General features: G+C 44.2%; 18 protein-coding genes. 3 read left to right on the top strand and 15 right to left on the bottom strand.

The window, feature by feature from the left end; all coding sequences use genetic code 11:
* Positions 1-1,607 (bottom strand): beta strand repeat-containing protein (locus BLQ81_RS16750; protein WP_217636680.1); only part of this gene is annotated, 1,607 nt, incomplete at its 3' end.
* Positions 1,608-3,206: 1,599 nt separating this feature from the next.
* Here BLQ81_RS16750 and BLQ81_RS16755 point away from each other — a divergent pair.
* Positions 3,207-3,707 carry a hypothetical protein gene (locus BLQ81_RS16755; RefSeq protein WP_092732420.1) on the top strand — a complete coding sequence of 167 codons (501 nt, stop codon included), beginning with the start codon at positions 3,207-3,209 and terminating at the stop codon, positions 3,705-3,707.
* Between the two features lie 450 nt (positions 3,708-4,157).
* Positions 4,158-4,538 carry a hypothetical protein gene (locus BLQ81_RS16760; protein ID WP_092732423.1) on the top strand — a complete coding sequence of 127 codons (381 nt, stop codon included), beginning with the start codon at positions 4,158-4,160 and terminating at the stop codon, positions 4,536-4,538.
* A gap of 473 nt (positions 4,539-5,011) precedes the next feature.
* Here the strand turns inward: BLQ81_RS16760 and BLQ81_RS16765 are convergent, their stop codons facing one another.
* The 3 genes from BLQ81_RS16765 to BLQ81_RS16775 all read right to left on the bottom strand — a co-directional run bounded on the left by BLQ81_RS16765 (position 5,012) and on the right by BLQ81_RS16775 (position 6,969).
* Entirely contained in the window at positions 5,012-6,013 is a 1,002-nt protein-coding gene (locus tag BLQ81_RS16765; RefSeq protein ID WP_092732426.1) for a TerC/Alx family metal homeostasis membrane protein, read from the bottom strand.
* 91 nt (positions 6,014-6,104) lie between these two features.
* On the bottom strand, positions 6,105-6,443 hold the full coding sequence (locus tag BLQ81_RS16770) for a hypothetical protein (protein ID WP_092732429.1): 339 nt from the start codon (positions 6,441-6,443) through the stop codon (positions 6,105-6,107).
* A gap of 67 nt (positions 6,444-6,510) precedes the next feature.
* Entirely contained in the window at positions 6,511-6,969 is a 459-nt protein-coding gene (locus BLQ81_RS16775) for a hypothetical protein (RefSeq protein ID WP_092732432.1), read from the bottom strand.
* A 278-nt stretch (positions 6,970-7,247) separates the two neighbouring features.
* Between BLQ81_RS16775 and BLQ81_RS16780 the strand changes: the two genes are divergently transcribed.
* The gene (locus BLQ81_RS16780) at positions 7,248-8,636 is read left to right on the top strand and encodes a glycoside hydrolase family 30 protein (protein WP_092732583.1); all 1,389 of its coding nucleotides are present in this window, start codon (positions 7,248-7,250) and stop codon (positions 8,634-8,636) included.
* 370 nt (positions 8,637-9,006) lie between these two features.
* Here the strand turns inward: BLQ81_RS16780 and BLQ81_RS16785 are convergent, their stop codons facing one another.
* From BLQ81_RS16785 to BLQ81_RS16840, 11 genes are all read right to left on the bottom strand, one after another.
* The gene (locus BLQ81_RS16785) at positions 9,007-10,629 is read right to left on the bottom strand and encodes a hypothetical protein (RefSeq protein WP_092732435.1); all 1,623 of its coding nucleotides are present in this window, start codon (positions 10,627-10,629) and stop codon (positions 9,007-9,009) included.
* Entirely contained in the window at positions 10,626-12,800 is a 2,175-nt protein-coding gene (locus BLQ81_RS16790) for a hypothetical protein (protein WP_092732438.1), read from the bottom strand. The genes BLQ81_RS16785 and BLQ81_RS16790 overlap by 4 nt, the downstream gene beginning before the upstream one ends.
* A complete protein-coding gene (locus BLQ81_RS16795; protein WP_092732441.1) occupies positions 12,797-13,963 on the bottom strand; it encodes a BatA domain-containing protein in 1,167 nt (388 codons plus the stop codon). The genes BLQ81_RS16790 and BLQ81_RS16795 overlap by 4 nt, the downstream gene beginning before the upstream one ends.
* On the bottom strand, positions 13,963-14,829 hold the full coding sequence (locus BLQ81_RS16800; protein WP_092732444.1) for a DUF58 domain-containing protein: 867 nt from the start codon (positions 14,827-14,829) through the stop codon (positions 13,963-13,965). Before BLQ81_RS16800 ends, BLQ81_RS16795 begins: the two co-directional genes overlap by 1 nt.
* Positions 14,819-15,811, bottom strand: a complete 993-nt coding sequence (locus BLQ81_RS16805) for an AAA family ATPase (protein ID WP_092732447.1) — start codon at positions 15,809-15,811, stop codon at positions 14,819-14,821. Before BLQ81_RS16805 ends, BLQ81_RS16800 begins: the two co-directional genes overlap by 11 nt.
* 6 nt (positions 15,812-15,817) lie before the next feature.
* A complete protein-coding gene (locus BLQ81_RS16810; protein ID WP_092732450.1) occupies positions 15,818-16,438 on the bottom strand; it encodes a DUF4159 domain-containing protein in 621 nt (206 codons plus the stop codon).
* Positions 16,439-16,574: 136 nt separating this feature from the next.
* On the bottom strand, positions 16,575-17,891 hold the full coding sequence (locus BLQ81_RS16815) for a TldD/PmbA family protein (RefSeq protein WP_092732453.1): 1,317 nt from the start codon (positions 17,889-17,891) through the stop codon (positions 16,575-16,577).
* A gap of 17 nt (positions 17,892-17,908) precedes the next feature.
* Positions 17,909-19,552 carry a TldD/PmbA family protein gene (locus tag BLQ81_RS16820; protein ID WP_092732456.1) on the bottom strand — a complete coding sequence of 548 codons (1,644 nt, stop codon included), beginning with the start codon at positions 19,550-19,552 and terminating at the stop codon, positions 17,909-17,911.
* Positions 19,553-20,461: 909 nt separating this feature from the next.
* The gene (locus BLQ81_RS16830; protein WP_092732462.1) at positions 20,462-21,100 is read right to left on the bottom strand and encodes a hypothetical protein; all 639 of its coding nucleotides are present in this window, start codon (positions 21,098-21,100) and stop codon (positions 20,462-20,464) included.
* The gene (locus BLQ81_RS16835) at positions 21,097-21,498 is read right to left on the bottom strand and encodes a hypothetical protein (RefSeq protein WP_092732465.1); all 402 of its coding nucleotides are present in this window, start codon (positions 21,496-21,498) and stop codon (positions 21,097-21,099) included. The genes BLQ81_RS16830 and BLQ81_RS16835 overlap by 4 nt, the downstream gene beginning before the upstream one ends.
* Before the next feature lie 104 nt (positions 21,499-21,602).
* The gene (locus BLQ81_RS16840; RefSeq protein ID WP_092732467.1) at positions 21,603-21,788 is read right to left on the bottom strand and encodes a hypothetical protein; all 186 of its coding nucleotides are present in this window, start codon (positions 21,786-21,788) and stop codon (positions 21,603-21,605) included.
* Positions 21,789-21,936: the final 148 nt, after the last annotated feature.

The following is a 21,936-nucleotide window of genomic DNA, read 5'->3' on the forward strand; positions in this document are numbered from 1 at the left end:
TCATCTCCATTTACAAATCCTGTAATGGTATAGGTCAAGCTTGGCTCTGTTGCTCCGTAAACCTTGCCCTGCCCTGCATCCGCTGTTACCGTCAAGGTGGCTTTGGCAATACTGAACGCCAATGGCGCAGAAACAGCTCCGTTATAGTTGGCATCACCAGCCAGTGTCGCAGTCACTTCATAGCTTCCCGCATTAGTTGGCTTGGTAGAACTTGCCGCATAGGTTGTTCCTGATACACCTACGTAACTGAACGTCACCGCTCCGGCAGAACCCGATTTGGTTACCTGGTCCGGGCCCTGAGGATTGGTATTATAAGTAAATGATCCTACCGCATCAACGGAGATCGTGGATCCTGCTTTGGCAATACTGAACGCCAATGGCACTGAAACAGCTCCGTTATAGTTCGCATCACCAGCCAGTGTCGCAGTCACTTCATAGCTTCCCGCATTTGTTGGCTTGGTAGAACTTGACGCATAGGTTGTTCCTGATACACCTACGTAACTGAACGTCACCGCTCCGGTAGAACCCGATTTGGTTACCTGGTCCGGGCCCTGAGGATTGGTATTGTAGGTAAATGGTCCTGCTGCATCAACGGAGATCGTGGATCCTGCTTTGGCAATACTGAACGCCAATGGCGCTGAAACCGCTCCGTTATAATTATCATCTCCAGCCAGTGTCGCAGTCACTTCATAGCTTCCCGCATTTGTTGGCTTGGTAGAACTTGCCGCATAAGTTGTTCCTGATACACCTACATAACTGAACGTCACCGCTCCGGCAGAACCTGATTTGGTTACCTGGTCTGGACCCTGTGGTGTGGCATTAAAAGTAAATGGTCCGGCTGCATTAACGGATATCGTTGACCCCGCTTTGGCAATACTGAACGGAGTAGCAACTGAACTTGCTCCTTTATAAAAACCATCAGTACTAGCTGCCACCGTTGCAGTTACGGTATAACTGCCCGCATTAATAGGACGAGTAGAACTTGGGCCATAGGTAGTAGGGCTTACGCCAGCATAACTAAACGTATAACTTGTCCCAGTTCCAGTGTTAGTAGCAGCAGTGGGGCCATTTTGATTACCATTATAAATATAAGAGCCAATGGTAGGTGTAACTGTTGGAGTTGACCTCGTATCCGTATTTACCGTTATTCTACCAACAGTTGCTGCAAAAAATGTATTGTTTTGGAAAGTTGCAGTTGAAGATGTTGATCCCCAGGTGCCATCATCCGTACCGAGACCTCCGAGAGTCAAGCTTCCAGCTGTATGAGTAGTAATGCTACCAAGGTTGGCTATTGCTCCTGAATTTACGGTAAGATTTCCATTTATTGTTCTGGCAGGCCCGAAGGTGGTTGTGCCTCCCGAAATTGTCAAATTATTAAAAGTCGTAAAAATTGTTGTAGGCAAGGTATTCGTCGAAGCTAGTTCTACAGTACCTGTACCTGGCATCCAAGTACCAGTTGAAGTAGCAAAGGAATTAATCTTAAGATCACCGCCAGCAGTCATATTAATAGAACCATTGGCACCGTTATTACCTACAGTAACACTACCATTTGCAATTAATTTAGACCCATCAGTAAAAGTTAGAAATCCTCTTCTGTTTGAATTCACACTATTTCCTAATATAATGTCCCCATTGACTGTTAATTGAGGCGAAGTTCCAGAAAAAGTTAAAGTTGCAATTCCACTTCCAACTCCCACTATAAGGGAAGCAGATGTGAATGTGCCATTAACAATGACATCATGACCGTTAGTAATAACAACAGCATCGCCGGGAAAAGGAACAACTTGAGCAGTGAAACTTTTACCTGATTGATTAGAATTAGCATTAGAAGTTAATGTAAGAGAAGTATTGCTTTGAATTGAAGCTACTGTTCTAGTTATCCCTCCAGGGTTCCCCGTAATAATTATACTTCCTGGTGCAAGTTCAGTTAAAAAAGAAGTGCCATTACCAGTAACAATTGGCGACCCATTAGTGTAGGAAATTGTTCCTGTTCTTGCAATCGCACTCCATGTAGACGCAGATCCCCAATCCCCATTTTGATTTGATGTAATGGTAGCATCGGTGAACCAGTTTTCAGCTATCAAACCAGAGGACTGACCCGTTGCGGTCATAATGAAAAGTACCCCCCGATGATTTTCCTTGATCAAAAACTGATCCTCATAGATATCCCCATTTGCATCGGCTACAGCCGTACGATCATGGGAAAGCATACATGTTGTAGGCTTGGGAGTTTCTTCAAAGCTGATGACTACAGTTTCACCTGGCTGCCAGCCGCTACCTGTAATTACTACATACTCCCCAGGGAAATAATCCCTTTTATCCGTCTCTACCGTCGCCTGCCCCAGCACCTGTCCGGCTCCGAAGAGGCCGAAACTTAAGGTCAACACCAGGAAAAATCTCCTGGCAAAATCGAGTAAAATTTTATTTCCCATAGTCTTAACGTTTTTGTGCCTTGCAATCCCAGAATGGATTTGATCAACTATAAAAAACAAGCATGACTAGTCCAGTCCTCAAAAGAATTCAAATGTTACAATAGAAATTCAATTTTCAAAACAAAAAAATCATTTTTATATTGTTTTTTTTGTTTTTCATATACCAGATTGTGCTTTTAATGTTTTTTTAAAGGCAACTCCTTAGTCTATCGTCGCTTTTAGTCTTCGATTATCCAAAAAATCCCTTCGCTTGTTGGTCCTAAGCAACGCTTTTAATTAATTGACTCATTTAAGAACCAACAATCAACCCCGATTCATCTCATTTCCAACATTATTTTTCGCTGCTCCTCTTAAGAATTTATCAATCTCATAATCCCAAGCCATCTGAAATTCCAACACTTTGAAAAACAAAATCATCCTGTCGGCATTGGATCAAATTAAGGTTCAAAATAGTACTCCAAGTAATTTCATCCAAGGTAAGTAAGGTGCCATGAATGACCTATAAAGTACTCTTTCCAATAAAAAATGCATCACCCTAAAAAGGAAAAATCCCGATCTGATTTGGGACTACATGAATCAAAAATTTCCCAAACTGTGTAATTTTTAATTAGTTCAAGCCAGATTGATTTTATTGCAAAACGGATAAATTCCTTATTTTTTCAAACTAAAATACCGCAAAGAATATTTTTTCGAAAGAATCTTTCAATTCAGGGAACTCTCCTTATTTCGGACTGAAATTGGTTTCTATATACCCAAACCATAAAGTAATTAGCCATGTACAATATCCCTTCTAACTCAAAGCTGAGTACTCCATTTGAGCTGCCCGGCACCATTGATCAGGATTCCACTAAACAGCACTATCGGAGGCCTGATGTCCATAGTTCGCTTCTCCCTGAAGATTTGGGGAAAAATCATCGTATTCTCAATCGGAACAGCCATTTGGATGATCAGGAAAATCCCTTCAACTCAGAAACAGATCAAGAAATATTAGATCCAAAAAAACAGGATGTGGAGATCGTGGATCCGAAAAGAGATTTTCCGGACAAGGAATTTCCCGAACAGGAAAAGGAAGATGAAGTGCAAACCCCGGAAAAAATCATCCCAAAAGAAGGAGAACACTTTATTACCAATGATGAAGGCGATATAATTAAAGAACCCACACGGGAATTGGATGATCCGTATCTACCGGGGCATTCAAATCAGGAAAATATCCCTCCTATCGAAGAGGAGTTTCCACTGCCCGATCCCAAGGAAAATACTGAAACCAACTATTGATTTAACCAAAAAGTACTGAATTGGATAAAAATTAACCCTTGTTGGTCAAGCTATTCCAGCATCATTTTTTCCTTTAAAGCTGATGATGCCTCCTGTGAACGGTCTCTTAAATGTATAATTTAATTGAAATAGAATACGGAAGATCAACCGTGTATCTTTATTAATTTAACATTGAAGTTTTGGAAAAATAACTCCGAAAATCCGTGAGGAGGTGCCATTGGACAAGGAACCCTGGAGCTGCTACATTTAAACTCTTCGCCCTTGAAAAAGGCTCATCATTACCATAAGGGTATGGAGATCCAAACCAACTTCAACTGAGCCAAACTCAAAAAAACTTTGCGTCTCTTCGCGTTCAGCGGTTAATAAGAAATACACTTTAAATCCAAATCTCCCTGAAAAAATTTTTCGGGGGGATTTTTTTTGGATTTCAATTTATAGCTACATTCTACAATGAAAATCAGAATCGCCCTCAATCTGCTTTTTCTTATCCTCAGCTCCTGTGGCATTCAGGACGGAAGACCAAATGGGGTATTTATCCGGGTTCAGAACAATTCGGATGTCAATTTCACAGGTGTCATTGTCCAATCAGGTAATGTGGAAAAAGCCTTTGGCTCCATTCTAGCCCGATCTAAATCTGAATACAAAGAATTTGAATATGCATTTAAATATGCAGCGGTTTGGCTTCAGGCTGAGGGGCAGGGCCTTTCATTGGCACCAAATGATTATACCGGGGAAATGCCCCTGAAAAACGGATATTATACCTACAAGATTGGCTTAAGTTCCGCGAATTTGACCGACGCCAATTTGGTGTTTGAACTCGTCAGAGATTGAGAGGAGTTAGATTTTTTGATAATCCGAAATCCGACGTCCGGAATCCGAAATCAAATCAGCGTCAATCAGCGCAAATTATCAGCGAAGATCTGCGGGAAATCAATCCGAAACCTGTGCTGAGCTTGTCGAAACATCCTTTTCTTCATCATTACTAATTCAAGTCCAAGAGGGAGTCGCCTTACTTCCAAATCTCTAAATTCAAATCAGCGAAGATCAGCGCAAATTATCAGCGAAGATCAGCGGGAAATCAATTCGAAACCTGTGCTGAGCTTGTCGAGGCATCCGAAACCAGCAGGTTCAAATCCCCCCTACCCCCTTTGATTGGCATTTTCTTCCTCAATACTAATTCAAGTCCAAGGGGGAGTTAGTCCCACTGCAAACTGTTCACTGCCTACTGCAACTGCCTACTGCGGCTGCCTACTGACTTGACAACTTACTCTTCACCACTCACAACTTCCAAACCTCTCTACCCCCTACTTCCCAACCTCCTTCTCCTCCGGCCAAATGACGGAAGCCGCTATCGATACAAGCAAAATCCCTCCGACTACAGCCAATGAATTGGTAGAACTGAAATGATAAAGTGGCGCAGAAACCATCTTCAAGCCGATAAATACCAAGATTATGGCAAGTCCATATTTCAATTTGCTGAACATGTGGATGAAATTGGCAAGCAGGAAATAAAGGGATCTCAAGCCCAGAATAGCGAATATGTTGGAAGTATAAAGGATGAACGGATCATCAGGGGCTATGGCAAAAATCGCCGGAATGGAATCCACCGCAAAAATCAAATCTGTGAATTCTATCACTGCCAACACCACCAAGAGTGGTGTCGCCATCTTCACTCCGTCTTTGATCACGAAAAACTTATCTCCGTGATAATCCGGTGTCACTTTGAAATACTTGTAAATCAACCGGGCTCCGGGACTTTTGGTGTAGTCTTTTTCTCCTTCCTGTTCTTTTCCTGCAAACCAGGATTTGTACCCCGCATAGACTAGAAATATCCCAAACACTGTCAATACTACATTGATTTTAACACTCCGTTCCATGATCGTCATCTCAGGCAGGTAGGTCATTCCGATGATCCCCACGCCAGCAAAAATGAAAATCGCACGCATCACCAATGCGCCAAGTATTCCCCAAAAGAGCACCTTGTGGTGATATTCTCTCGGCACATTGAAAAAACCAAACACCAGAATAAATACGAAGAGATTATCTACAGAAAGTGCTTTCTCGATCCAATAAGCCGACTGAAACTGGGAAAACTTCTCCAGTCCAACCTGATCCACTGTGACGATGTAGATGAAAATACTGAAAATCATGGAAAGGCCAATCCAGAATACCGACCAGATAGCGGCTTCCTTATTGGAAATGATATGGCTCTTTTTGTTGAAAATGCCCAGATCAAGGAGGAGCATAAACGCTACCAATAGGGCAAACCCGATAAGAATACCGGGATGGTTGATTAATGAATCCATAAGATTTGGATGAATAATTTTGGTTGGTAAATGAATATTTCAGGCCGCTTGGCCGAATTTTAAAGGATTGCTTTGCACGCGAATCCCTAATCTACCATGTCTCAAAAAATGCCTCCAAGAGCAGAATTGTATTGAAAAAAGAAGCTGTTGGATAAGGGTTTAGCTTGTTTTCAAAAAGGGAGCTTTCCTTCACCTTGAAATTAAACTGAAAATCAGCTGCCAATCCCTGTAACTCCATCCCCAAATAAATCTGGGAAATACCCGTCAAAGAGTTATTTCGCTGATGCAGTTCGGGAAAAGAATCCTGACTTATAGAGCCGGAATTTTGATCGGAAACATGATAATCCGGAATTGGAGGGAAACGGCAAATCAATGAAAGTCCTACAACCCAGCTTAATAATAAAAGCGTAAAGAGTGCCTGCTTTTTCATGGATTAATTAAGACGGATCAAAGGTAAAACAATTGAAAGGCTTATTTAAAATAGGCTCGAAAATCTTTTATGCAAGTTGGGTTGGGAAATAGCGATCGAAATCCTCCGCAATCAAGTCTCCAAAATGTTCCTTTGCCAGTCGGTTGGCACGTAGTTCTGTCCAATAGCATTGATGCCTGCCGGCAAATGCTGGAATTTGATTGATGAAAGGCATTAAATTGAACAAACTTGGAAGGCCAATCAGAAAATAAAAACCCAAAAAGGCTGATCCAAAAAGCTTTTTTCGGTCTCCGTATAATCCCCACTTATAATCCAAAAAATGTCCGTATTCATGTTGAATGATTCGCTTTTTTGAATTTTCAGGAATTTTGGAATGGATAAAAATCCCGATCCCCGGCAGACAGATCCCACTTCCTGAGCGGATCCAGCTGGTTTCGAAAACCCGAATTCCATTTAATTTTGGGATATTTTTGATTTCTTGAGCCAATTGATAAAAATGAAGATTCTTGATTTTGATTATCCGCAATCCTGCCAGTAATTTAGAAATATGCTTTAGAAGTTGCGGATAATCGTCCTCAGACGACAGTCAACTTGCCACGGCTCGTTTTTTGGAACTTCAAAACTTAATTTATTTGGCTACTGATAGGAATGCGGATATACATATTCTTGATATTGATTATCCAATTTTCTTCTACTATTCAAATATTATAAAAATAAAATTAGGGTTGACAGCATTTGCATTCGGACGGTATTTTGATTCAATTTGATGCCTTAAAAGTTCTTCAAAGCTTTTTCTTTTCCCTAATGAATAAAATCCTCTTCGTACTTGTCCTTCTGGCCTGCATTTCCTGCGGAAAAAAAAATCGCCCACAGGCAATTGAACATTGGTTGACTGACCCAGTGGCGAATGTGCTTTTTGAAAAGCAGGAAGATGTTGACAAAACCAATGATAGTGAATTGGTCATTGCTGTAGATGCTGAGACAAGCTTTCAGTCTATGGATGGTTTTGGCTTTACACTGAACCAAGGCAGCGCCAAGCACTTGTTGGGGATGGGCGAAGCAGCGCGTGCTGCATTACTTAAAGAACTATTTGGCAATGGAGAGAAAGATATCCGAATCTCCTATTTGCGACTTTCTGTGGCCGCTTCTGACTTGAATGACTTCCCTTTTTCCTATAATGATCTCGAGGATTCACTTGCGACAGATCCTACATTGACCCAATTCTCTCTGGGACCGGATACTTTAGACGTATTGCCAGTTTTGAAACAAATCCTGGATATCAATCCCAATATCAAGCTGATGGCCTCTCCATGGTCGCCGCCGAAGTGGATGAAAGACAATAAGGATACCCGGGGAGGTTCACTTTTAGTGGAATTCGAGGGGATTTATGCTTGCTACTTGGTTCAGTACATTAAGGCCATGAAGGAAAAAGGCTTTGAGATCGATGCACTTACCATCCAAAACGAGCCGCTTCATCCCGGAAATAATCCCTCACTTTTGATGTTTGCCGATCAGCAGGCAAGATTCATCGGTGTTCATTTAGGCCCGGCATTCGCCGAAAATGGAATCAAAACCAAAATCCTGATCTATGATCATAATGCAGATCGTCCGGATTACCCCATTGCAGTCCTGAATGATTCACTGGCAAACCCATTTATCGACGGCTCGGCTTTTCACCTCTATGCCGGAGAAATTGCCGCATTAAGCAGGGTCCATCAGGCCTATCCCGACAAAAACATCTATTTCACCGAACAGTGGATCGGAGCTCCGGGAAATCTGGAAGGAGATATGCCTTGGCATGTCAAAAATCTGATCATCGGTGCCACACGCAATTGGGCAAAAACTGTCCTGGAATGGAACCTGACTTCAAACCCAGCGCTTACTCCATTTACAGATCGTGGGGGCTGCGATCGATGCTTAGGTGCTGTAACAGTTGATGGGGATTCGGTCACGCGTAACCCTGCATATTATGTTATTGCGCATGCCAGCAAGTTTGTTGAACCGGGATCAGTGCGAATTGACAGCAATCTTTTTGAAGGACTTCACAATGTGGCTTTCCTCAGGCCTGATGGAAAGAAGGTGTTGATTGCCCTGAATGACGCAAAAAAACCAATCAGCTTTCAAGTTAAGGACAAGGAAAAAACCTTCTTTGCCGAACTCAACCCAGGTGCAACGGGAACTTGGATTTGGTAGTATTATAACCACGAAATTCAATGTTTTTACCACAGAGAAAAAGAGAGAAAGGAGTCCGGAAATTCTTCCCAAATGGCTCCTCAAAACCATTTGTCCTATTCAATCCTTTTTGAGGGCACAGAGAAAAGCTGAAGCTTTTTGTTGGAATACCATATACATTCCATTCTTCAGACTTGCCCAAATTGAGATTATTTAAAAAACTTTAGCGAGCTGGTGACCTCGTAGCAAATTCTCTTTGTGCCCTCTCTTTAAAACTCAGCGAACTTGGCGGCAAAAAAAGAAAATTAAGATCATTAATCAGGATCAGCAATCTTTCTTTTTAAATCTTTGCGCCTTGTTGACTTCGTGGCAAAAAATCCCCTTTAGCTATTCAGTAGTTTATTTTAGGCTCAATCCACATCAAACCCAAACTCAGCAGCAACCCAATCAACCAAATCCAATTAGATACCTTGACATAAATCTGCTGATTTTCAACACTTTCGATATCCGAATTGTAAGTCAATGGCCTGATCAAAGCCTGTGCATGGAGACTGGGAAATTCTTCCTTAGAATAAACAAAAACCGACAAATCTTCCCCGAAAGCCATCCAACCTACAGAATCAATCTGAACGCTTCCTTTGGCCAAAAAGGGATTGGTCAGCTGTCTGATCAAGTTGACCGAGTCTTTGCCGAAGTAAATCCATTCCGGTAAACTGTCTCTTTTGTTGAGCTGAAAACCGGATGAAATTCCGGATAAAACCGGTGCAGACACCTTCCAGGATTGCTGTTCTGACGGCTCCAATTCCCCGAAAACCTCACCCCAAATGGACTCATATTCTTTCTCTTTCCCCTGAAGAAAAAGCGGAAAAGTTGCCTGATACAAATTGATTGCGATTTGCATCTCTCCTACCCGCTGAACTGCAATTGCATCCTTTCCAAATACTTTCTGCCCGGATTTTACCAGCCACGAAAATGGGGCAGCTTCCAGCTGATTGTCCAAAACTCTGCTTTCGCCCTGCCCGCTGCGCTGCAACTGAAAATCTGTTCCGAATAACCGGTTAACCCGACTGATCGTCTCTAAAGGTTCAGTCAAATTCATCACCACCAAAGCACCAACAGAGTTTTTTGCCCAGTCCTGAATTGCTTTAACTTCCAACTGACTCGGATCAATCAGTCGAATTTGGAGGGAATCAACTGAAGTTTCTCCACCTTCCAAAATCGTCCCACGGGAAAGCCGAATTTCCTGACTCACCTTCTCGCCTTTGCTTTCGAGCCACTGACTCAGCACCCTTACTTCCTGACCCGGAAAGGCAAACTGAAAATGGTATTTCTTGGGAGTAGCCGGACCGATAAAGTATCTCAAAACAGCCAGAGAATCCCCGTCGAACAAAAGTGGTACCTCAGTCCTTCCCAATCCGGCAGTCTCAAACCCGAGTTCTCCTTCATTCCAACCCTTCCTCAAATCTGTACTTGCCAAGGTTGTTTCTCCCTGCTTGACCTGAAGTTTCACACTGCCTCCTTCGGAAAAAACACGATAGTTCACCCGCTGCTTTTCTCCTTTTCGGACATATCCTTTCCAATTCAACTCAGAGATTTCACGATTCTTTTCCGGCAAAATCCATCTTGGATTAAGATCGTGGATTGGATACAAATTTTCTTTCGAAAAAGCTTTTCCCAATAGCAGCACCCGGCTTCCATCCGGTTTGAAATCAGCGATTGCTTTGGTTTTTGTTATCCCCAAACTATCCTTCCAATATTGGATTTCGGCTTCTTCCACTTCCTCCGAATAAACCAAAACCACAGATTTATCGGAAGAAATCTTTCGACTGGGTTGAAGGAGAAAAAGACTCAAAAACAGTCCAAAAAGAAGCAAAAGCCCAGTTTTGATCAGGATTTTCTGTGCAGAAACTCCACTTTTCCAATTCAGAAAAATCGGAATTCCTCCACTCAAAAATGTCATTCCCAAAATCAGGAACAGGAAAGGCCAAGGTACCAAAGGAGCAAACTGTATCATTTTAATTTTCTCCGAAATGCGTCTTTCAATGAGTTCGGAGCCAAATAGGATGCCCCGGTATTTTTATAGCTGCCGGCAAAAGGATAAAGCTTTTCTGACAAAACCGCTCTCCCTTGCGTGTCCAACTGGCCCGACTCCAACTCCCGTAAATGCAACAGAAACTTTAAGTCTTTCAATCCGGTATATTCCATCCGCCGACTCCAAATCTCCCCAAGTTCACGGACAGTTTGGCGATCAGCAGCCGTAAGCTCGGACTTTGCAAGTATGCCAAGAACCTTTGCGGCATATGGCTCGATTTGTTTTTCCAATTCAATCAATTCCCTTTTCATCCGGGCATCCAAGTCTTTCAATTCTCCGGTCAGGCGCTTTTCCTTCTCCTTAATCGGTGGCGGGTCATAGCTAGTCCGCTTTACATAGACTCTGGATTTTTGCTGCACAGTCTTCAGGTATTCCAAGGCTTTAAGCTGAAATGGAAGTGACTTCTCCGGCTCGAAAAGCCGCAAATAGAGTTCCGCTTGCCACATTTGCTCCAAAGCCGCTTTCAGGGCGCCTTTTGTCGATTGCTCAAAATAGGTGTTGACCTCCTCCGAATCATGGGAATGCATGTACTCGCTCAGCAAGCTTTCGATCCCTGCGCCGGTGGTAGTTTCGGCCACTTCTTCTTCCGCATGGGAATGCCCTGCATGGGATTCGCCTGCCTCGATTCCGTTTTCACCTTCCTGATCATGAAGGTGCATGTAACCACTCAGCAGGTCTCCTCCTTCGACTTCCATACTTCCACCACCTGCACTTGATTCAAATTCTTCCCCCATGTACTGCCCGTAGCGCAGACGAAGCAACTTTTGGTCATAACCGATTTCGTTGGAAGTAAAGCCAAATTCCTTGGCTGTCTTCTTTGACTTTTCAGCAATCAACTTTTCGGTGTCGATGATAATCTGCCGCTGACTGCGGAAGTATTCCGGTAAAAATTGGACCACCATCCCTTCCAAAGCCGCATCACTTTGGTCGTTTTCATCAACAAATTTGATGAAATAGGTGTCTGTTCGGGAAATATTCGCCTCGGGCTGCTTGTTGTCCACGGCTACCCAATAGTAATAGAGTTCATCTCCGGGCCGAAAATCCAAGGCTTTCAGATCCAACAGATAGCTAGCCTCTTTTTCTTTGAAAGCTTGGGTCAAAACCGGAAAGCGACTTTCTCGGAACTTGACATTTTCTCCTTTTCCCCGTGCCAAAGTGGCGACAAGAAACACCTCATTCACCTGGAAATCATCGCTGATTTTAGCCTTTAGATTAAGTGATGTTGGGTTTTTTGGAAAATGGTAGCGGTAGATCTCCTTTTCCGCAGGAATGATTTGAGGACTCTGATCTTCAGTAGCCTCCAAGGTGTAAAAGTCACTTTCAAACACCTTCGTGCTATCCCGAAAGGCTTGAATCGAATAAATACCGGAACTGACCAACTGCTCAGTCAACTCGAAACTTTTATTTTTTGGAGCAAACGGAAGCTTTTCTCCTACGGAATTGACCAGAAAAACTTCCAAATCAGACGCTTCCTCAAAACCTATGTTCCAGGTGAGCAAAGATCTTTTTACAGCTTTGGCCCCGAGTGCTTGTTGAGTTGAAACCGGAAGTTTGGTATACGCCGGTGGCTGGATTCTTAGCCGGGTTTGATTTAAAAAGATGCCTTTTTCATTTGTGGCCACTGTGATAAATTCAGTTTTTTCAAGAGTATTTTCTTGAATTGCAGCACTTGAAAAATCAAATAGATTAAATCCTACATAGGCGGATACAATTATAGCAAAACCAAGTAGATACGGCATCAAACCACGCTGCACCACCCAAAGTTGAGGAGGGATCTGTCTGGAAATCCGCTCAATCTGAAGTTGATCCGCGATGCTGAAGCTTTGCTTTTGCAAGAGTTCCAAGCTAAACTCCAATCCTTTGACTTCCTCATGCAATAGCTGAAGCGCCAAGTTTCTTCGACTATTGAAAGCTCCCAAAAGCCAGGCAAAACCAAGGGTTGCCACTGAAGCGAATCCACCTGACCACACCAAGTCCGAAGTGAAAACCCAAGCCAAAAAACCAATTCCAAGCCCCAAAACCAAGGCTTTGGCCAAGGCATTGAGCTGCAACTGCAACTCCAAAAAGCGTATGGATTGTTGAAGCTTTTTCACAGGTTGTTTCGATAGGCTAGGTAGCGCTCCAGGCCAAATAAGACCAGAAACAAAATCAACAGGATGGAATTCGAATTGGGCAAAATGGCCGTTTTGGATTCGGAGATTTTGATAAACCGCTGCGCCAACTGACTATTCGAAAGTCTTGCTTCCTTGGGATGAATACCCAAGAAGTCCACCAAAGGTTCGAGTATCAGGCTAGGCAAAAGTCCTTTTTCGATCACCTCATCCCAATTCATTCCAGCCCTATGCGCCAGAACGTTGACATTCCCGGGAAATATTTCCCGCACTGATTTGGAGATCAGATAGAGTTTATCCTTTGCAAAAGATTCTGGGATTTGATCCATCAAAACCACTAATTCACCATCCTCCACTTTAGAAAAAGACAAACCATACACTTCCTCAATCGCTTCCAATGCCGCCAAAAACTGAGCTTGTGTTTCCTGATTTTCAGACAAAATCCGAAACTTAACCGAGCCTGAATAAACCGGATTTTTAACCGGAATTTCTGCCGGATCTGAAATCAACTGAAGTAATCCACTTTCATTTACCCCAAGAAATCGCCCGGAATCCAAGGCAATCCGAGCACTTGAATTTCTTCGATTATCCAAAGTCTGACTATGCAAAACCGGAATTTCGGGGACATAATGCAATTCATTCCCAAATTCACCGGAAAGCCCGGATGCATAAATGTGAAGCGAGTCCAATCTTTTGGGCAATTGATCCAAAGCATGCTGAATCAAAGTTGGTTCAGCTTTTCCATCGGGTAAAACTCCCGCTTCATAGACCGGCAAGTTTTCTGTAAGCCAATAAACCTGCTCCCCTTTAGTCAGCGCTTGTTCCAATTCAAACCGAAACTCGGCCTCGACACTCGGATTTGGAATAACCAAGTGTACTACCGGTTTTCCTTCATTTTTCCCCAAATAATCAAACCAAAACCCAACCGCAAGTAAAACCAAAACCAGGAAAAGCAGCGTCCGAACCAGCAGCAAAAGCAATTGTTCCAACTTGATGGATCGGCTGGATTGAGACTCCTCTGTACTTAACCAATTCATTGCAGCCCAGTCCAAAACTTTTCCCCGCCGCCCATTCCACAAATGGATCAGTACCGGAATACTCAGCCCTAACAAACCCCAAAGAAATATAGGCTGCAGAGCTTCCATCAGGAGATTTTCTTAAGGTTGAGGATTTTTCGGGCTACCGTAGCCAAAGGAGTCTGCATGGATTCACGCAGTAAATGCACCTGAGGCTGTTGGAATCTTACATCCAGATGATTCAGGTAGGTTTGGAAGTTCCTGCGGAATTCAGCTTTCAGCACCTGCCCATCCCGCACCAATTCCCGGCCGCTTTCCAGATCCCGAAACACCAGATTTCCTTGCAGGTTAAAGTCCAGCTCCTGCTCGCCGAGAAGCTGAACCAGCATGAGTTCTTTGCGGGGATGACGGAAACTCTCCACCAAATTTTCCCATTCCTCATTTTTCTGAAGAAAGTCCGACACCCAGACGATCAACTCCCGATTTCGATCGATCGGCAGAGTTGGTTGGGCCACATCCAAAGGCCAGGAACCACTGGCTTTTTCCTGCTCCAGGTAATACAAAATCCGATGAAAGCTCTTCGGAGTCGGAGCTACTTTTTGGGTAAATTCTCCTTCTTTCAGCGTGTAATAACTCAGGGAATCCCCTTGCAAATAGCCTAAATAGGCCAGAGAGGCCAAGAGGTTTTTTGCATATTCGAGACGGGAAAAACCGCCATCCGAGTAATTCATCGAACCTGACAAATCCAAAATCAGACTGATGTGAAGATTGCTATCTGTGGTGGATTCCTTCACCATGTATTTGCCGGATCGGGAAAAATACTTCCAGTCAATCCGTTTGGGATCATCGCCCGGCTGATAGTGCCGGTATTGCTCAAACTCGCTCCCCACTCCCACCCGGATGCCCGAGTGGATCCCCTGCCGCAGCTGTTCGCTGATCAGGCGTGCGGAAAGACGCAGATCCTTGAGTTTGATGATCTCCAGATTACTTGGCATGAATCGGAACCTGTTCGACGATTTTTGAAATGATGAAATCCGTGTCCAATTGCTCGGCCTCGGCTTTGAAATGAAGCGAAATTCGGTGCCTTAGAACCGGATAAACCAAGTATTGGATGTCCTCAGGAATCACCGAAAAGCGTCCTTTTACCAGTGCTCTCGCTTTGGCACAAAGGATCAGGGCCTGTCCTGCCCGGGTTCCTGCACCCCATTCCACATAAGATTTAACCTCCGGCACCTGGGTACTTTCCAATCGAGTCGCCCGGATCAATCGGGTAATGTAACCCAAAAGCGCAGAGTCCAAATGAACCTCACGTGTCAGTTGCTGAAGTTTTATGATCTCCTCAGCTGAGATCATTTTGTTGATTTGAGCTTTGTAGGTACCCGTAGTCTTTTCAAGAACTTCCAGCTCTTCCTGCTCGCTCGGATAGCCAAGCTTGATGTAGAGTAAAAAACGATCCAACTGAGCTTCGGGAAGCGGATAGGTTCCGCTTTGCTCGATGGGATTTTGCGTGGCAATGATCAAAAAAGGATTGGGCAAGCTGTAGTTTTTACCGCCATAGGTCACCACTTTCTCCTGCATGGCTTCCAGCAAGGCAGCCTGAGTTTTGGGAGGGGTCCTGTTGATCTCATCAGCCAAGACCATATTGGCGAAGATGGGCCCTTGGGTAAACTGGAAAAACTTCCTGCCGGTGCTGTGGTCTTCCTCCAGAATTTCTGTTCCGAGGATGTCGCCCGGCATCAGGTCCGGTGTGAACTGAATTCGGCGAAACTGAAGTTCCATCACCTCGGACATGGTTTTCACCATAAGCGTTTTGGCCAAACCCGGAACTCCTTCCAGCAGGCAATGTCCACCGGCAAGCAGGGTTATGATCACCTCGTCCAAGACTTCCTCTTGACCGACGATGACTTTGGCGATTTCTTTTTTGAGCAGTGGAAGCTTGTCCACCAAGGTTTGGTATTGTTTCAGTTCAGTTTCCAAGAGGTATTAGGTTAAAGCGTACACCACGATGTTAACTCCAAAACGGGTGTTGTCGATTTTGAGGAAGCGCTTGTTGCGAAAGTCGTAATCCCACTCGCAGCCATAGTCTTTGTTGCTGTAGAGCACTCCGATTCGACCGTTGAATTGGATGGCTTTGAGGTAATCATGCACCAGGTCATCTCCCCAGCCATTCAACTCGAAAGAAGTGGTGGGTGGCCCGTCTTCAAAGTTGAAAAAGCAGCGGTAGATCCAATGGTCATTGGGGATTTTTTGAAGTGCATCGGGACCGAAAGTCCGGCTCATCTCTTCTTCAAAAGATTTGGCAAAAAGCCCGTCAATGTCATGATTACAATCATCGACAAATACAAATCCCCCCTGTTCGACATAAGTTTTGAAGTTTTTCCGCTCCTGCTGAGAAAACTCCACCAGCTTGTGTCCACTTAGGTAGCAAAAGGGACTTTTGAAAATCTCTTCGCTGCTGAGCTCCACGATTTTCTCCTTTTCATCCACCGGGATCGTGGTGTACTCCACCAGGCTATTGATGAGATTGGAAGGCATGCGCTGATCCGTATCCCAATTGCCGGAGTTGTATTTGAGGCGAGTGAAGAAAAAGTTGGTTGCTTTCATTGGTCAACAGTCCACGGTCGACAGACCACAGCTGATTTTCTTTCATTTTAAATAACAAATCCACAGACCAAGATTTTAGGAATTCACTCCGATAGTGAAAACCCGTCGTCCGTGGTCTGTGGACTGTTGACAAAACTTAAACAGCGTCCGACAAACTGGTAAACGTAAAGTCCCTGATTTTCATCGGTGGTACCATGTTTCCACTGGTTCGCTCCGGCTTACCCATTGACTCTATGTTGTTCAGCATGATAATGGGGCTTTCGTTGAAACGGAAGTTTTTCACCGGGAACTTGATCTGACCATTTTCGATGTAGAAAGTACCATCACGGGTCAGTCCTGTGTAGAGCAAGGTCTGTGGATCTACTGCTCGGATGTACCAGAATCGGGTTACCAAGATTCCTCTTTCCGTATTTCGGATCATTTCAGGAAGTGATTCATTGCCTCCGGCAAAAATAAATCCCTGAGGTCTCGCCACTGGCTGAACACCCTGCTTTTCTGCCCAATATCTGGAATAGAACATGTTTTTGACAGCTCCATTTTCCACCCAAGTGGTTTTTTCCAAAGGAAATCCATCTCCAGACCAAGGCGCTGAAGGAATCTCAGGATGAGCTGGATCGGAATAAATGTTTACCCGTTCATCGAATAGCTTTTCGCCCAACTTCGTTCCTCCTCCTTTTTTGCTTAGGAAGCTTCTCCCCTCGTCAGCACTTCGAGCATCCATTCCTGAAGCAAGAAGTCTCAGCAAATCATTTGCAGCCATTGGCTCCAAAATCACGGTATATTTTCCGGGTTCGATTGCCTGAGCATTGACAGAAGCCATTGCTTTTTGCGCAGCTACATTGGTCACTTCACCGGCTTTAAGCAAAGCCGCATCATTGAAGTCGCGACCCGCGTAGCCGGAACCCGTCCCATCCGCAGAGCGAACGGTCACTGTGAAGTCCACGCTGGTGCTTTGGTTGTATCCAAAAAGCCCTTTGCTATTTCCCGTAGCCACAAATCCGGAGAAATCCTCCAGGTACCCCGCGGCCGTCAGGTTATTGTCCACGCAAGGCTTGATGCTGTCCACTGCCAACTGTGCCCGGTAATCGGGATTGATGGAGTCCGTTGCTTTCGCAAAAGTGCGGGAAGTGCCATAATTCTGAGGGCCGAGCATTGGCATGTATTCCGGGTTTTCCGGCGCCAAAACTGCAATCTCTTCTGCCCGGGAAACGGCCTTTTTCAATGACTCGTCATCCAGCTCGTTGATGCTGGTAGAGCCTGATTTTTTTCCATAAACCGAAGTGATGCTGAGGCTGATTTCATCAGATTCACCACTGGTGTTTACTGTATTTCTTGCATAGCGGATGTTGCCGGTTCGTCCACCACGAATGCTGACCTCGGTTTCATCGGCTTTAGCATAAGACAAAACTTTATCTATTATCGCTTTAGCCTCTTGTTGAGTTAGTATAGCCATAGTAATGATGTTGAGGATTAGATGCTTCTACCTGTATTGATGACATTGACACCGTCGAAACGGGTAGTTGGGCTGCCGTGGGATACGGCGGAAACCTGAGAAGGCTGGCCTTTGCCGTCAAAGAAAGAACCAAAGAGACGGTAGTCGTCCTTGTCACAAATCTGTGAGCATGAATTCCAGAATTCCTGGGTATTGGACTGGTAAGCCACATCTTCGAGCATTCCGGCGATTTGGCCGTTTTTGATTTCGTAGAAAACCTGACCTCCAAACTGGAAGTTGTAGCGCTGCTGATCGATCGAATACGAACCACGTCCAATGATGTAGATTCCTTTTTCGATGTCCTTGATCATGTCCTGTGGACTCATTTTTTCTGTTCCCGGTTTCAAGGAAACATTCGGCATCCGCTGAAACTGAACCGAAGACCAGTTGTCCGCAAAGCAGCAACCATGTGATTCTTTTTCATCGATGATTTTGGCCTGATCACGGATCGCCTGATAGTTGACCAAGACTCCGTTTTTGATCAGATCCCATTCCTTGGCTTTTACACCTTCATCATCCCAACCCACGTTTCCGAGGGAATTGGGCTGGATTTTGTCCGCTACGATATTGACTTTGTCCGAACCATACTGGAAATCGCCAGACTTCCACTTGTCCAAAGTCGCAAAGCTGGTACCGGCATAGTTGGCTTCATAGCCCAATACACGGTCGAGTTCCAATGGGTGACCGACCGATTCGTGAATAGTCAGACCCAGGTGATCTGGATCCAGCATCAGGTCATACTTGCCCGGAAGGACAGATTTTGCAGTCAGTTTTTCTTTGGCATGTTTGGCAGCTGTCACGGCATCTTCTACCATGTCGTAGCTGTTTTTGTAGCTGTTGAAACCAGCCGGGTTCATGTATTTGTCAGCAGCGAGGCCGTCCAGATACTCGAATCCCATTCCCATCGGAGCACTGAGTGCCTGACGGGAGCGGAAGTTCCCTTCGGCTTTGTTGACCGCCGTGACGGTGAAGTTTGGCCAAATGCGGTGAATGTCCTGATCGATGTAGGAGCCGTCTGTAGAGGCAAAATATTTCTGCTCATTGATCATGAAAAGCGCCGAATTGACAAAGGCAGCGCCATTGTCCAAAGCTGCATTGTTTACAGAAAGCAACAGGTCAATCTTGTCTTTGACAGGCACTTCCATCGCATTTTTCTTGATCGGAGTTTTCCAACTCACTTCGCCATAGGCTTGAACCGGAGCCAAAACCACGGGCTCACTTTGGAGTTTGGAGTTGGCTTTTGCAATTGCTACGGCAGTTTCTGCGCATTTTTTGATTCCGTCAGGCGTGACATCGGAAGTGGCTGAGAAGCCCCATGTTCCGTTGGCAATGACTCGGATACCGATGCCGAAAGACTCGGCATTGGTGATTCCCTGCACGTTTTTCTCACGGGTAAAAAGATACTGCTGCAGGTATCGCCCGATTCGGACATCGGTATAGGTGGCACCCAGTGACTTGGTCGTGTTCAATGCCACATCTGCCAGCAGCTTTTTTGCGGCAGCATCCATTCCCGGCTCGAGCATATGCTCAGCAGAAACAGGCTGGCTGAAGGCCACCAGACCGGGAGTCATCATTGCCCCCAATCCAAGCCCTGAAAGGTGGATAAAATCTCTTCGCTTCAATTTATCGCTTGTTTAATGGTTAGTTTATAGTTTCTCAATTATTAGTTTATTTCAATGTTAATTAACCTGACACATCCCATTGAATCGTCCGATGTCAGATGACCGATGACCGATGTGTTTTGGATTTGAAAGTTTTTAGGTTGCATCAAGCGCATTCTTGATTTGCCGATAGGATTTTGGAAATTCAAATTCACTTGAGCTAAATGTAAACCTATTCCCCATTCCATTCAACGGGAATGTTACAATGGCGGTAAAAGGGTTTAATTGGTGGGGAATATTCGGTTTGGGAAGCACTTTTCGACCCTTGAGGGTTTTCGAAAGTCAAGAATTGTGACAATTTTTTGAGGAATTCGGGAAAATGGGGTGGAAGGTTTGGAAGTTGGGAGGTACGGAAGCATGGAAGTTGGAAGGTTTAGAAAGAAATGAATTGCGGCTAGCCTCGATAGCTCGGAAAGGAGCTTGGAAATAGTTCGACACCTTTCGGGGTCGCGGGGTGTCGCCTATCGATCCTCAAGTCCACGGGTTGCACCCGCGGTTATTCAAAGATTTGGAGGTTTTCTCATAAGTGCTGTTTACACATTGAGCGAAGTCGAAATGCGCTTGTATTCCCTGCAAACTGCCTTCGACTCCGCTCAGGCTGACACCACCGTTCCTTTTAAGACAACCTGCTGGTATTTGCCAAGTCTTTTTGTCCAATCCAATGACCACGGAGTGGTCGAACCTCTCAATAACCCTAGGTAAAACCTAGGGAAAAGTGTAAACCGAAATGGTGGCAACAACCCCGTGAGGGGGTTGAACTTAGAAGGAAATGGAATTACAAATTCCAAAAGATATTAGGGCGGAGTTTCAAACTCCACCCAGTCAAACGTCTATTCTACTCCCTTTAGGGTATTTAGATGGGGCAAAAACTCAAAAAATCCTCAAAAGCAGGCCAGTTGAGATTTGATACCCTGCCGACCTACGGATGTAATTTCGATCTTGATCGTTAATTACTATACTTCTGCCATTGTATAATCCATATTCCGCTCCAATCGTGGCACTTAAGATGAAATCCTCGGAAATTTTGGCTAAGCGATACTGGACATTCGCTTTCCCAAAAAAATGAGAATAATTCAGAATAAAGCGAGAGGGAGAAAATCCATGAATCACTCTGAAATTCCCAAAACCCAGTTCCGGCCGGATCACCCATCGATTTCCAACAGGAAGATCATAAAACACAAACAATCCAGCTTCCCGAAATCGTGCCTCATTAAAAAAGCCTCCCAAAAATTGATTTTCAAGGACTTCAGCACCATTTCCACTTGCATAAAACCCCAAACCCGGATATCCTGAAACTCCAAAGTCAAAATTAATCCGATACCCCAAATTCACCTGATATGAATCTCCGAGAAAGTTGCCCTGCTTAAAATTCCGCCCAAGAAGCTCCACACTGAAATCTGAAAAGAAGATGTTCTTGTCGAATTTTTTCCACATCTTCTCTTCTTGGGAATGGCAAATACTCAGATTCAGGAAAGTTAAGACTGGAATTAGAAAGATTAATTTCTTCATGGCTGTACCAAAATCACTGTTCCCAAATCAATTACCCCATTTGCATCCCTCGAAGAAGGATCTAGTCTAAGATCCCTATCCGTGTAGGTAAAATCATTTTGATTGATCTCAAATAAAAATGGTGAAGGAGCGGTCAATCTGTAACTATAATTCAGGTTTTTGGAGGGTAACACAACCTTGAATTCACCTTGATTCCCGGTAGTAACCGAATAAACCAGTGAGGATCCCGAATAGAAATTGAGCCTTAAATTGGTTATAGTATCGCCTGACTCGTTGACGATTCTTCCCTGAAACGTATCAAAACTATCGTGAATATATTCCTGGCAGCCTTGAGCTACAAACAAGAAAGAAATGAAAATCAGCAGATTTTTGATTCGGTTATTGGTAGCCTCATTCATGTGGTTTTACTTTTAAAAGTCTAGGTCAAAAACGAAATTTTTGGCCGCTATGCTACAAGTTTTGATTTACCGAAACAAGCCAATAAACTGTATTTTCCCAACTTTTACTCCTCTACTCTCCAAGTTTCCAAGTTAAACTGTTGCTTGATGAGTAATTTGGTATAATGCCGATTTCTTCTCCCCTTTTTTGCATCCGCCCGTTTTTCATTTCGCTTGTCCACTACGATTCGTTCCAAATCGTTAAGATCCGTGAACGTTTCAATCTGGTTAAGTGAAGTTCGCTTTGGCATTTTTGATTATTTTGAATCTTTATATCCTCTTTCTTACCAGTAGCCATAGGAAATAAGGCTAGAAGTCCGATGAGACGAGCTGTGGACTGTGGACGGTCGTCTGTCGACGATTATCCGCTTTTTGCAATTTCAATTTTAGCAAACTGGT

Source organism: Algoriphagus alkaliphilus, from assembly GCF_900103735.1.
Lineage (GTDB): Bacteria > Bacteroidota > Bacteroidia > Cytophagales > Cyclobacteriaceae > Algoriphagus > Algoriphagus alkaliphilus.